Below are 13485 nucleotides of genomic sequence, written 5' to 3' on the forward strand. Positions count from 1 at the left end.
AGACTATTAATAATTATTTACCACTATGCTCAAACGTATTTTTATGGTGCCACCGCTAATTCTTCTGTTGTCTTTGCTTGTTGCGTTGATATTTTCTTTCTATTTACCGCTTTATCGTATTAATAATTCTGTCTATCAAGGGTTTGGTTATGTTTTTATTTTATTCGGACTAATTCTGGATTTTTGGTCTCTGTCGGAATTTAGGAAAGCTAAAACAACTATTATCCCCAGTGGTAAGCCGACTTTTTTAATTATGAGCGGGCCGTTTGCTTTCAGTCGTAACGCGATTTATCTTGGGTATGTTTTAATTCTTGTTGGACTTGCAATTATTATTCAAAGTCTTGCGGCGTTTATTGCGCCAATTTTGATGTTCTTGGCGATGAATATTTACACTATTCCGGAGGAGGAAAAAATTCTTTTCAATGAATTTGGGGTTGAATATAATACATATAAAGAAAAAGTTAGACGTTGGTTTGGCGCGGGGAAGTAGGAGGCGAACCGAGTGTGTAAGGTCGGACTTTGCGAAAAGGTCCGACCCTGTCTGGTGGCGCCGGCGACCAATGCGGGTCGGACCTTTATGAATAAAAGTCCGACCCGAGGCTCATTATTTAATTATCACCCAGGCGAGTAATACGGAAATTAGTATCAGAAACCAAGAGCGGATATCGCCTTGAATTAAAACGACGGAGCAGAAGATTGGGGTTGCGATTAGCAAGATAGTATGTATGATTTTTCCTCCGGTCGGTTTTGTTTGTTCCGGTTTGTTGTTTAGTTTTACAGTTTCTGTAATGTAGAAAATAAGAAGTGATATGGCGAACAAAATTACCGCAAACTGATTTGTTTCACTGGTGTAAGAAAAAAGCGCGGTGAAAAAGAACACAAAAATCGCACTGATAAAAAGCCCGGTTGAAATACCTAAAAGCATTGTTCGATTGTATTTAATCAATTTCATATTTGTGGAAATGGGCGAAAAATAAACAGCTTAAGCGTTTCTTTGAGGGATGTGGAAATTTCCGAAAAACTTGGCGGTAGTGGGGAAATTGTGGCGTTGATGTCGCGGTACATTACGACCGGCGTGATATCTCCCTGTGAAAAACTGAAATACATTATGTCGAACGAGCCGTCCGGATTTTGGTAAGCGTTATCTAGCGCAAAATTGAGTTTACTGGTTTGAAAGGTAGTGTCTTTAATGGGGATGTAGTCGGCGTAAATGGCGTGGTAGGCTTTTAAATCTGTCCAGTATTGAAAAGGAATGGTGTGGCAAGTGTTTTCCGGGCATTCAAACTTAGTTGTTCCGTATAACCCTATGGCGCCTTCTTTTGGCGGATTGTTTATGAAATCGTCAAACGTCGCGTAGTCGTTTCCGTAAAACGGACTAAGGAAAATTGTTTGACCGTTTTTTTCTAACGTTTTCCACTTTTTCTTTGTATTGAAAACCAGATCGTCCAATATTTTATTACGAATGGGTTTGCGTTCATAATCCAGCCAAAAAGAACTTTTGCGTAAACCGGCCTCAAGAACGGACGCGCCGTCCAGTTGGTAGTTGGTGCTTAAGGTTAGTTCTTTGCCAATTTTGTAGGCACTGTAGGGTACGCGCAGGTGAGCAAGTCCGTCATTAACAGTTATTCTGCTGTTGCCGTAAACATATGGAACACCGTTCACTGTTTCCAGTGCTCCAAAATCGGATTTATTGTTTGCAAAATCAGTTTGATATTTACGCAATTTGGCGAAATTGAAAAAGAAAATCAAACCACACACAAGCAATGCAACAAAAGACGCGTGCAGGATAATAATTATTTTTTTCATGGTGATATTATTGTCCCCTCATTCTCGGAATTAGCAGTTTTGTTTTTTGGAATTAATGTTTTTACGTGTTTCAGATCGTCTTTGCTTAGTTCACCGAGGGCAACCAAGACTAGAATGTATAAAATAACCAGAGCAACATAAATGAGTGGCATAAATAACGGTCGGACATTAATAAAATAGGTTGGTAATACCATTATAATTGTCGCCGTAAGTCCTTTAAATAACGTATTGAGCGGGAAGGATAAGCGGAAACGTTTGATCATATAGCCGGCCATAATCGTGGTGCCGATAACGGCGGTAATAATCGTTGAAAGCGCTGCTCCTTCAAGACCAAAGCGAGGGATTAAAAATGAGCCAAGCACTATGTCGAATGGCAACATTGACCAAGCGATAATTAGCGGAACGCGCGCTTTGTTTGCCCCGGCGGCGATTGTGGAAAGAAGATAAAAAGCGGATAGCAGGCCGAGCGCCACCATTAGTAAGGTGAGGGGTTGCGCGGCGGGTTCGTAAACTTTTGAATAGAAAAGATGCACCAAACTTTTGCTGGTTGCGGCGGCAAGGACGGTGACGGGAAGCAGTAATAGATATAGATAACGGAATATTACGCGAATAAAGTCGCGCGCCAAGTCTTCATTTTCTTTCATCAGGCGAGCGATGCTCGGCAAGAAAATAAAGCCGAGGGCTTGTAAAATAAAATATGGAATACGGGAAAGCGTGGAGGCGGCATTATAGTAGCCAGCCAGCGTGTCGTCGTGTAAAAACTTTTTTACCAAGAAGAGATCGGTGCTCATAAGAATTTGCAAAGCAATAGCGGTGCCAACAACCGCGCCGGCGAATGTTAATAATTTATTTAGCGGAAACGGTTTTTGGAAGTGTTTGCGGGTTGCTCTGTAAACAAACGGCGCACCGATGAGTGAAGCAATTGCGCCACCGACGGCAAAACCGCTCAATGCGCCATAAACGCGAAACGGCACGAGTAGGCCGACAGATCCCGCCAGTTTCGCGAAAGAATATAGAAGAACGATTGATGCTTGCAAAGCAAAAGCATGGAGACCGTTGAAATAATTTGTGATGACGGAATAAATAGCTGTTAACGGATAGACGATGGCCGTGAAGGCGATAATGGGCGCGAGGGAGGCATCGCCTAATATAGAGGCAATCGGTTTGGAAAAAATGATCGTTCCAAGGGAAAGAATAATTGCGAGACACAATTGGCCGATTAATGCCGATTTGAGAATGGCGCCACTGTTTGCTTCGTCTTGGGCGACTTCTTTGGAAACGGCAATGGGAATACCCAGTGTTATTAACATATTTAGAATTGTCATAAAAGAGAGGACGATTCCATAAACGCCGTAAAGCGAAGGTCCGCCAAGTTTTCCGACTAAGATGTGGGTGATGTAGCCAAGGCCCAATAACACCGCTTGTGCCGATGAAAGGAGGAGTGCGCCGGATAACCGAGAGGTGCGGTGTATTTTTATGGTGTTTTGGCGCTGATTCATGTGTGTCGGCATTTAGTTGGTGGGCCCGGAAGCGATAAGATCTAAAACCAGTGGGCCGTGCTTGATGTTTAGATTTAGATCTATAAAGCCCTTGTTATTGTAACTTAATGTGTCGGCCGGAATAATAATAGATTTGTCGGCGTATTGATTATTCTTTTCGGTTTCAAGGTTGGTTATTTCTTGGCCATTGTATTTTATTATCGCAGTTGCGCCGTTATTTTGGAGACGAATTAGCAGTTTTAGCGGTGTGTTGATTTTTTTCGTATCCGATGGATCCCAAAGTGGTTTAACGTATGTGCCCACGTTTAAGTGAATGGAACCATCGTTACTTTGAATTTCGCGCAGTGAACGGTCGTCACGGAACAGGGGGTCGGAAATTCGCGTGGCCGTTACGGAAATCGCGGAGTAGGCTTGGGTGTCTTCGGAATCTCCCAGTTCATTGGCGATCGTTGCCGGTTGAAGAAGAAAATCGGATTCGTTGTCTTTAGGTTCGTTTGCGTCGGGGGCTTGGAATGAATAGATTGTTGTTTCGGTGTTGGTAAAAGCGGATGTTAAATATGGGTTGTACTTGAACGTGTCGGTCGACGCGCCCACCGCTGTGCCGATAAGTTTAATGTTTTGTTTTACTAGCAAGTTTGCGATAATGGGGTTATTGCCAAGCATAAATATTTTTTCGTAATCAAGGCCTGTTTCGTACAGTTTTTTACGTAATGGCGATTGCTTGGATTCTTTTCCAATGACACCAAAATCTCCGCCAATGCGAGTAATCATGTTAAACGGTGAAAGAATGCCCCAGGTTAGACGGCGCCGATTCCAATCATCAATGAGAAAATTTTCTTTTTTATCAGTGGTTGTTTGCTTAAGAAAAGAAAGCATGTCGAGGGTTTCTGGCGTGAGACTGGCATTTACGCGCGTGGAGTGATTTGTGGCTATCAGTTGCTGGGATGCGGAGTTGGTTTGAGTCGCAATAGCTATGGCTATTGCGAGAATGATGAATGATGAATGATGATTTATGAATACGGAACTGCCGATTTTGTTTTTACCGATTGCGATGATTTCCGATAAAAATATTCCGGCGAAAATCGAAAGTGGTAAGCAGGCGTAAAAAAGTGTGCGCGCTGAAGGAATGTCAATAAATAATTTTGAACCCTGGCCAAGAAACAGAAAAACGAGACAAAAAGTTGCCAGCAAAACTCGGAAGATATTTTTTCTTTCTTTTGCAAAAATATATGTCACCAATAAACCGACTAAACCAAACAGAAAAACGGTTACACCAAATGTGGAAGGATAATCCAACAGTGAAATGGTGAATGGTTTTAGATGCGGATGCAGATTAAAGAGAGCCGATAATTTTTTGGTGAGTGGAGAAAAGAAAATAACAATAATTGCCATTGCCAAAAATAAAACAGTAATAATGGCCGAAATTTTTGGATTGTGCTTAATAAGGACAAAAATACTTGTGCGGAAAAATATTAAGAGTGTGATTATTAATCCAAGGGCGACAAAGGTGGCGAGAAACGCGGTAAATTGGTGGACGATGGGGAGGAGAAGCAAGCAAAAAAGTGAAACTGCCAGCGGGGTGATTAGTTTTTTATAGTTATGAGTGATTTGCCATTTACTTATGGTGAATAAGAATAAAAATAACCCTGTTACTAGTAAGATTTCGCCAATTAAGTTTTGGTAATGATAGCCCGGGTAAAAAACATAACGGAGAAAGCGGATATTGGTGGAAGCAAAAAAGAACACCAGCAGTTGTGTTTTGGCGTCGGTGCTGATGAGTGCGGTGATGGCGACGCCCAGTGCGGCGAGAATAATTCCGGCCCAAAAAGAAAACCAGGCGGTTGAAACAAATTGGTCGCCACCCGTTTTAATTACCACGGCCGTTAATGAGTGTAATCCCGGTGTAAGAAAATCTGAAGGATCGCGATTGAGGTTGAGAGAACTTTGGTAGTTGGGGAGGCGATTGTTTTGGAGAATATTGTTTGCCCAATAGATTGCTTTTTGAACATCGCCTGTTGGAAGTTGATGATGAACAGTGAAAATCGGCAGGGTGAGGAATAAAATAATCAGAACATAAAGAAACGCGAATCTTTTTTGGGGCCAAGAGATTGTTTTAATAACGACTAAGGCGTGGCGGCGATAAGGGGGGACAGCTAAACAAATAATGATTGGCAGTACTGAAAAAATGCCGATGACCGGCACGGAAAGTCCAATATGAACAAAACTGATAACAAATGAATAAAAAATTGTCCAAGCGATACCCAAACTTCCGGCGATACCAAGCAAGCCGACAAGCGGGGTTTGTTTTCGCGATAAAGCGGTGGCCAATGGCAGGCCTGGGATAAAAGCGATTAACAAAAGTGAGAGGATGGTCATTTGATGAGTCCTTCTATAAGAGAGCTAAACTTAGCGCCAATTGTGTCCCGTGTCCACTGTTTCCAGAGGCCATCGGTGGCTTGGGTGAATTTTCGCTTTGCTTCGTCCGTAAGACCGTATTTGATGCATTTTATCAGAGTTTCCGGTTGGTTGGGGTCATAAAGTGTCCAACTGTGAATGGATTCAGGCAAAAGAAGTTTTCTGATGCCCACGTCGCCGGTAATGATTGGTGTGCCGGACTTTAGCGCCAACATTGTTCGTGACGATGATTTTGCCTGGTTGGCAATGGAGTTATCGATTGGATCAATCAGTAGATTGGCCTGACGCGCAAAATCTTCGGAGTTGTTGCTTTGGAAACGACCAAAAAAATGAATGCGATTGCTGTTGCTTAGAAGTTTTGCCTGTGCACGAATTTTATCGGCGTCGATTCCGTCACCGGCCAAGATGAGATGTAGTTTTAGATTCCCGATCGATAGTTCGTTCCAGGCGTTTAATATTTGATCAACCCGATGACCGGATGAAATTGCTAAGCTGCCTAAATATAAAATTATTTGCGAATCCGCGCCCAGGTCAAAATACCGTCGCAAATTAATCGATTCATTCTGTGTGGATTCCGGAATAGCGGTTGGAATTAATTCAATGGGTTTGTTGAGGGATATTTTTTTGTATTGTTCGACCAGGTAAGGTGAGCAAGCGGTTATTAACTGACTTTTTGTGGCGGCTTTTTTGTTGATGTGGTTGAGCCACATTCGTTCCAGTGCATTACTGCGCGATGAGTGCCCTTCGTCGTCATCGGAGTCAAGAATTATTGGCGTGGTGATTTTTTTAATGGCGGAAAAATTTTGTGGATGCGCTTTTACCAAAACAATCAAATCCGGATTCTGTTTTTGCACAGCATCACGCAAACCTTTTTTTGCCGCTAAATAGCGCAACAGTAATTTAAAAATATTTGGTTTTTTTGCTCCATCTCTAAAGCTCGGCCCGGCGATGGTTGTGGGGATAAGCGAGCTTTCCGGCGCATCCATTATTTTCCCGAGTGTGATGAGGTTCACTTCGTGTCCTCTTTTTTTAAGTTCCAGTGCGAGGGGGATTGTGCGGCCGACGATGGTAGAGCTGTTTAATGGCAGCGTCGCGAGAAAAGTAACACGCAAAGGTTTTAAACTCATAGCAATTACAGTAAGGATACATTTTATTGGGCAAATACGTAAGGCAATAAAAAACCGTCGGCAGTGCGAGCTAACGGGGAATCGTGGTGTTTTGTGACGGGTTGTCAGTGGCGATAGTCTTCGATACGGAAAACGGCGGTTCTTGCGATCTTGCGGTATGTGCCGTTTTCGGAGCAATAGCGGTTATGCTCCTTAATCATAAAGAGGATGCATACAACCAACATTAACCATCCGGCCAAACCGACCAGGAGGCTGTAAAACCCGATGGACTTTACCAGCAGGAGACTGGCGAACATTGTGATAATGCCGACGTAAGAGATAATCAGGCAAAAGATCTTCATGTGAAACCTCGAGTGTTGATTGCTAGGAAGGAACGGGAAGGCACGTTTTGTTCAACGTGTTTTGTAATACTATTACTATTTCATTATTGTAAGCAAGCACGTATCGCTCTCAAAGAAATTATGACAAAAAATCTTTATTTGTCTTGCGTTTTATATTTGTGTATAGACGGAAATAATTTTCAAGAAGTTGGTGGGGTATATTTAACGTGGATTCCCGCTTTCGCGGGAATGACACGTCTGATGTATTGTTTTTGACTTCGCTATTTTAGTTCGTAAACAATTGTTACGTTAGCCGTTATTTCCTGGGTACCGGTTGGGACTTCTGGAGCTTTGGCTTCCATTGCGCCGGCGCCGAGGGGTGTGGCGTTGCTGAAAGTGCGATAAACGTCTGGTGAAGATGCTGACGAGGAAAAAGTTTTTACTCGGCCTAATCCAACTCCCAGTGTCCTGGTTAGTTCTTTGGCTTTGTCTTGCGCGTCGGTAATCGCATTTTTCTGCGCTTCTGTTTGAAGTTTTTCCGGATCATCAATAGTGAACTGCAAATTACCGGCTTGATTAGCGCCTTGAACGGCACTTTGTGCAAGAATATCGCCGACCTTATTAAGGTCGCGAATCTTGATTTCGATATTTTCGGATGCTTCAAAACCTTTCAATGTTTGCTTGCCATTATTCCAATCATAAACGGGATTAATTGATAGGTTTGTTGTTTTGATGTCATCCGCTTTTACGCCTTGGCTTTTAACCGCCGTCAGCACAGCATTAAATTTATCGGTTAGTATCTTTGTGGCGATGCCGGCGGATGTTTGCGTGCCCGTGGTTACACCAATCGAAAATTGCGCGATATCCGGTTTAGCTTCAACTTTTCCTGTACCCTGCACGGATATTTCTCGATTTGCTTCGGTTTCTTTCTGGATACGCTGTGGTTGCGATGCAACGTATTGTCCTCCGACATATAAAAGACCGCCAATTACTACGGCTGTGATGATGTGTTTTTCATTCATTGGTTTAGTTTGTTAATTATTTGTTGCCATTATATCATGATTATGGAGGGCTCGTTACTTTTCATATAAACACTCATGTTCACTGAAGGAGTCCTGAATTCAGCGCGCCAATTTATTAGCACCCCGATGGGGTGGAATTATACGTCTAACGAAACGCGTGCGATTGATCCATTTTTCACAAACCGTGATCGACGGGTGTTTTTCATGCACACGCTTCCAGCTTCGGTTGGCACGACCCTGTTGGCTATGTTTTCACGCATCAAAAACCCGCGCGGTGTGCGTGGTGTTTTTGTCGATGCGTTTTTACCGCAGTTTTTGGCGACGCAGTTAACGGACGTTGAGAAAAGTTTCGGCGGTGATGAAGCAAAATTTATTAGAGACAGAAAAATTGGGACACTGGATTCCTTTGTAAATTACTCAGAAGAAGCGAGAAATTTGTTCGAAGATTTTCTGAAACGTGGCGCACTGGACCCGGAATATCTGAAAGTGTTGGCGCAATCCAATAAGGCGCAAAAATTCTTAAGTGTTTGGTTGAGTGAAAAATATGGTCACAATTCCATTGCGCGTGTTGGTTCGGTCTGGCTATGTTGTGAAAAAATTTCTATCTTGGCGATCAAGACAATGGAGTGGAGTCGTCCCGGGGCAGGGTATATTGAGCTTTCTACGCGCTATGTTGATATGTCATCGGCCGGTTGTTATCCGATTGAGAATGAATTGAAAGAAGGTTGGAAAGTGGATCCTGAAATTGTGATTTCGGCGCGCAACGATGCTTTTGCAACATATGATGCGTTGGCCGGTGCAAACTTTGACGGGCCGTTCCCAAATTTTTTGCGGGAAAAATTTGGTTCCGCATTTTCCGCTGTTCCAAAAGATTTGGAAATGGGTGTGATCGGTGAAACATGTGACGTATTGGGCAATTTGCTTCCTTCATCTTCGTTGAGCTCTGTTGGTATGTGTTTGAGCGGGGAAGCCTTTGGTGAAGTTTTGTCACACCTATTATTGGACGTCACGCCGGAAAACATTGTTTTAGTGGAAACTATTCTTAAAGAAACCGATCAAATTGGCGTGCGCGAGTTTGCCAAATATTTTGTGCCAACAGATTGGAAGAAAACACATTGGCAATACTTGGACACGCAGAAGTTTTTGGATTTAGCCCAGGAGGAACACACCCAGGCAAAACCCTTAGTGGGATACAATCGGTTTGCTGTCGAAACATCAATAATGGCTGCTTTGCAATTGCGTGACGGCGTGAAGGCGAGTGGTGATTTTGCAACAGTTTTTGCTAATGCCGGAATGGGTACAGTACGCTCGCCATTTGATAAATTACCGGCGGAATTTGAATCATTTACCATGGCGATGCGTGGCATGATGACCTACCGTGGTTGGCGCGACTTGCAGCGGATGGGTTTTTGCACTCACTTGCGAACCTATGTGACAACCGATCTTGGCTACTATAAATATGACAAAGTGGATTACTCACCACTGAAGAAAGCCTTTTTGGCTTCGGCAAAAGATGGTGTTTGGTTGGAACACGAAATGAAACGCAAGGGTGTGCCGGCAATATTGCGACAGTATCCTTTAGCTTTGGGTTGGAATATTGGTTTTTCCGTTGCTGCCAATTTAAGGCAATGGGAATTCTGTGACTGGCAGCGTTCCAAATACAGTGTTAATCATGAAGTGCGCCAAGCATTTTTGTCCGCGGAAAATTATTTGCGTGAACTTTTGCCTTGGTGGAAAGATGTTTCGAGGGCAGACATTACTCCTGCATACATATTTGCACGGGGTAGTACGGCGATTGCTCTAGAAAACAAATGACCAATAACCAATACTCAATGACCATTGAATGACTAATTTTGCAATGACCACTGACGTAACGCAGTAATGTAATTGGGTATTAAGTCATTGAGAATTCAGTGGGCATTGGTTATTGAGTATTGGTCATTAATGGGGTTGACTGATTTGAATTAATATATTTTCACAAGTACAATATGACTATGGAAAAGAATTTAACCTACGAGCTCCAGCAAATGGGATTGGAAAAAAACGAGGCCGTTATTTACATGGCTTCTTTGGAACTTGGGCCATCGCCAGTACAAAGAATCGCCCAACGCGGAAAAGTCCCGCGCGCGACAACCTATTTAATTTTGGAAGAACTGAAAAAGAAGGGTTTGGTTGCCACGCACGAGCACGGCAAGAAAACGTATTTTACCGCGCAACATCCATCGCAATTGGAAGGTCTCATGAAATTGCAAGAAAACGAGCTAGAAATTCGCAAGAAGACGATTGAATCGCTTATTCCTGAATTAGAACAAAGGGGTCAGTTCGCGGAATCAGTACGACCACGCGTTAGGTATTACGAAGGAAAAGAATCCTTTCCGGCTTTTCGACGTGATTTGTTAAGTAAACGGAAAGATCAGAAGTTGGTGAGAGGAATCGTGGAACACGATAAATTTGAAAAGTTTGTGGGGAATTTGGGTGAGTTTATCAAGAAGAGGACAAGTGAGGGTGTTTCAAGTCGCAGTATATATGCGTCAGAAACAGTAACTTATCCTGAAAATGATCCGGAGAAAAAGAAAGAATCACGCAAGATCGATGGCAAAAAATACCCCGTTCCGGCGGACATCAGTATCATTGGAAATTGTGTCGGTTTGATGTCATACAGCGAGCCGTTCCGGGCGGTAATTATTGAAGATAAGGATATTTCGGAAGCAATGGTTTCGATTTTTGAGTTGGCCTGGAAAGGCGCAGAAGCGGAAAAAGGAAAGTAGAAAAAATTTGTTATTGACGTTTATTAGGGATTATCCTTTAAAGGATAATCCCTAATAAAAGGGCCAACAATAGCCAATAATTGTGCGAGCACATTTTCGGGTGCCATATTTTATGTTTCCAAACCGCCACGGATATTGACAAAATATACAAAAAGAGTACAATTATGTTCATCCCGAGTGCTGTTTCGTGTCCCGAAAGGAGGTGGTGTATGGGTTCATAACCCTTCACGGTGCGTTTCACGCATGGTGAGGGGGAGTAGAAACCCCTCACCCATCCTCAAGGGAGCAGTTACTCGCGCGATGTGTTGTTTCTCTATTTTTATTCTTGCGCCACTAGCTTCACGGACGACTCCGTGGGGTGATTGTATGGGCAAGAAGAGGAGGTGCTCCGATGTCCGAATGTCCGCTGTTGTGTTCGTGTTTTGAAGAAAAATATTGTGTGATGTTCGACGGCGCCGCGGCCGACTTGTGACCCCAAAGAAGTTCGGGGGTCGTGAGGTCGCCTCTTTTTCTTGAGTGCCGATGCTGTGCATCGGGTTGACGTGACAAGGTCCAATTATTAGGGGCCATCACCCTCAAGGGTTTCATTCACAAATGGAGATACGATGGAGAATTTCGGGTTAGAGGATTCCCTGAAATTAGCCCCGAGCCGGCGGATCCGGAACTGTTGTTTTGAAAAATTGGTTTTTAGAGAAAGCGCGATTTTCGTAAATAGCTCCATGTGTAGGGCATATTGCGGGATCGCGGTCCGGCCGACGGCCGGATAGTTGAGGGGAGTTCGGCCAGTCTGGCGTGTGCATGGGGAGGCGAATATGCCTACTCTGAATCGCGCGCCACGTTTGGACTACTCCCGAAATGCGGAGTCCGCTTTTTCGGCGTTTCGCTGTCCAGGTTTCCGAGAGCGCTCGGAAATCGTCTGGCTCCAGCGGGGGCTGGAAGAAACGTGCCCTCGAGCCCCACGGCTCGCACTCCGGCTCGTTCTTCCACGGCCCATTTTCCGGAAGCGGATTCCGCCAAGTTGGGAGTGTCTAGGTTGCAGACCTCCCAAATCCCAGCATCAAGTGGATCTTGCCCACGGTACCAGGGCGCCACTCGCGGGATCATCGAGAGCCGGTGCGCAATGCACTTGCACCGCCTCTCACCTTTAACCCGGTGTCCTGTCAATCAAGCGTCGACACGCAAGATTGACAGGCCCGGGCCTTTTTTATTTGCGGAAGTTATTAGACCAGGGTTGAACCTTGGACAGGTTTGTCCAAGGTTCAACCCTGGTCGGCGTATTCCGACACAAAGCGTAACGAAAATTATGATTATAAAAATGGCTTGTAAAAGAGCATAAAAGCACACATCGAAAAAGCGTTTGTCACAATGCTTGACAAAAAATAAAGGCGGGATTATAATACACCCTACTGAATCGACGTCTCCGCCAAGAGTTAGTTTGCTCACTTCACTCACCTCAAATAAATCAATCGTACCGAAGCCGGTTGGTTTAATCACGAGGAACAACCAAAAAATTGCGTTTAGTAGGAAGAAGGCACGGCCACTTTTTGCGAACTATTCTTTTGTTCGCCTGCCGTTATTGCCACTTTCAAACGACGTAATCATTGGTTTTGAGTGATGACGGGTTCCGTTCCGTCAGACCTTTTGACAATTTTCCCTTGAATGTTCGACATGATTAATGAATGATGATTTATGATTCATGAAGTCGAATATTGAAGGGAAGGCGTGAAAAATTTCGCGCTTGAATATCCGTTCCCCTCCTTCGTTAGATCCTTTGTGATGTAGCGAAAGAGGGGAATAAGAGTGGACTGATTACATTAGCAACATCGGCAGTGCCGAAGACCAGATAATGCAACCCAAGATCGTTGGGTTCGCTGAAAGGTCGTTGCTAACAAAATCAGCAAACAAGTTTCTTGTTTGACGATCACCACTTGAGGTTCCCGCCGTTGATTATTTCAACGGTTTCCCTCAAATTTTCGAAACAAACCAATCGGTGACCGACCCTGGCCTGCCCCGCGTAGCTTTAGCGAAGTGTGGGCGTGCAGGGACGGTCCCCGAGCTTGGAAAATTTGAGGGGAAATCCTATGGCGTAAGGGTGTGTGCCGGTTTCCGACGGGCTGTGTCCGTGAGAGAAACCGAACCCATGCGTCATTCAGCTAGGGGCAGAAAATGGCCCATCGCTTCACACCGGCCACTACCGAGTGGACCGAAAAGCAGATCATAACTCTTTGATCTGTGTGTGGGGTGAGCGCTGAAAATTTCCACTGACGAGTGGGGAGAAAGTTGGCTGGTTTGTTTGGATGGGCGAGCCCTAACTCGCGCCATTTCAACCAGTCGACATCCGGAAGTTAGGGTCCGGAAAGCAGTGATGTAAGAGGTCATTACATGCACACAATTCCGCGGTCGGCAACGAGGGACGTCCTTGTTGTCGACCGCTTTCCTTCTTAAATTATATTTATATGGTTTTATAAGAGGGCAATTCATGAATTGCCCCTACACGAAACTACAAATAATATAATTTAAGAAGGGAA

General features: G+C 44.1%; 9 protein-coding genes. 3 read left to right on the forward strand and 6 right to left on the reverse strand.

Translation table 11 applies throughout. From position 1 onward, the window contains the following. Positions 1-25 precede the first annotated feature (25 nt). Complete coding sequence (locus Q7S57_02705) at positions 26-490, forward strand: isoprenylcysteine carboxylmethyltransferase family protein (GenBank protein MDO8512158.1); 465 nt, start codon at positions 26-28, stop codon at positions 488-490. 114 nt (positions 491-604) lie between these two features. On the opposite strand, the gene Q7S57_02710 is transcribed toward Q7S57_02705, so the two are convergent. The 6 genes from Q7S57_02710 to Q7S57_02735 all read right to left on the reverse strand — a co-directional run bounded on the left by Q7S57_02710 (position 605) and on the right by Q7S57_02735 (position 8189). Continuing rightward, positions 605-952 (reverse strand): hypothetical protein, encoded by a 348-nt coding sequence (locus Q7S57_02710; GenBank protein ID MDO8512159.1) that lies wholly within the window; start codon positions 950-952, stop codon positions 605-607. After that, positions 949-1806, reverse strand: coding sequence for a hypothetical protein (locus tag Q7S57_02715; GenBank protein MDO8512160.1), 858 nt, complete (start codon positions 1804-1806; stop codon positions 949-951). The genes Q7S57_02710 and Q7S57_02715 overlap by 4 nt, the downstream gene beginning before the upstream one ends. After that, positions 1803-3305, reverse strand: a complete 1503-nt coding sequence (locus Q7S57_02720; GenBank protein MDO8512161.1) for a flippase — start codon at positions 3303-3305, stop codon at positions 1803-1805. The genes Q7S57_02715 and Q7S57_02720 overlap by 4 nt, the downstream gene beginning before the upstream one ends. A gap of 12 nt (positions 3306-3317) precedes the next feature. Next, on the reverse strand, positions 3318-5681 hold the full coding sequence (locus tag Q7S57_02725; GenBank protein ID MDO8512162.1) for a hypothetical protein: 2364 nt from the start codon (positions 5679-5681) through the stop codon (positions 3318-3320). Beyond that, complete coding sequence (locus Q7S57_02730; protein ID MDO8512163.1) at positions 5678-6847, reverse strand: glycosyltransferase; 1170 nt, start codon at positions 6845-6847, stop codon at positions 5678-5680. Before Q7S57_02730 ends, Q7S57_02725 begins: the two co-directional genes overlap by 4 nt. A gap of 601 nt (positions 6848-7448) precedes the next feature. Next, positions 7449-8189: an SIMPL domain-containing protein gene (locus Q7S57_02735; GenBank protein MDO8512164.1), complete on the reverse strand. Its 741-nt coding sequence runs from the start codon at positions 8187-8189 to the stop codon at positions 7449-7451. Between the two features lie 75 nt (positions 8190-8264). On the opposite strand from Q7S57_02735, the gene Q7S57_02740 reads away from it, so the two are divergent. Together Q7S57_02740 and Q7S57_02745 are read left to right on the forward strand one after the other, a co-directional pair. Then, entirely contained in the window at positions 8265-10004 is a 1740-nt protein-coding gene (locus Q7S57_02740) for an FAD-dependent thymidylate synthase (GenBank protein MDO8512165.1), read from the forward strand. A gap of 179 nt (positions 10005-10183) precedes the next feature. Beyond that, complete coding sequence (locus Q7S57_02745; GenBank protein ID MDO8512166.1) at positions 10184-10957, forward strand: helix-turn-helix domain-containing protein; 774 nt, start codon at positions 10184-10186, stop codon at positions 10955-10957. The last annotated feature ends 2528 nt before the right edge of the window (positions 10958-13485 follow it).

The organism is bacterium, assembly GCA_030647555.1.
Lineage (GTDB): Bacteria > Patescibacteriota > Andersenbacteria > UBA10190 > CAIZMI01 > CAIZMI01.

Coding starts and splice junctions, on each gene's coding strand:
- Q7S57_02705 (MDO8512158.1), top strand. CDS start 26: ATGCTCAAACGTATTTTTATGGTGCCACCGCTAATTCTTCTGTTGTCT.
- Q7S57_02710 (MDO8512159.1), bottom strand. CDS start 952: ATGAAATTGATTAAATACAATCGAACAATGCTTTTAGGTATTTCAACC.
- Q7S57_02715 (MDO8512160.1), bottom strand. CDS start 1,806: ATGAAAAAAATAATTATTATCCTGCACGCGTCTTTTGTTGCATTGCTT.
- Q7S57_02720 (MDO8512161.1), bottom strand. CDS start 3,305: ATGAATCAGCGCCAAAACACCATAAAAATACACCGCACCTCTCGGTTA.
- Q7S57_02725 (MDO8512162.1), bottom strand. CDS start 5,681: ATGACCATCCTCTCACTTTTGTTAATCGCTTTTATCCCAGGCCTGCCA.
- Q7S57_02730 (MDO8512163.1), bottom strand. CDS start 6,847: ATGAGTTTAAAACCTTTGCGTGTTACTTTTCTCGCGACGCTGCCATTA.
- Q7S57_02735 (MDO8512164.1), bottom strand. CDS start 8,189: ATGAATGAAAAACACATCATCACAGCCGTAGTAATTGGCGGTCTTTTA.
- Q7S57_02740 (MDO8512165.1), top strand. CDS start 8,265: ATGTTCACTGAAGGAGTCCTGAATTCAGCGCGCCAATTTATTAGCACC.
- Q7S57_02745 (MDO8512166.1), top strand. CDS start 10,184: ATGGAAAAGAATTTAACCTACGAGCTCCAGCAAATGGGATTGGAAAAA.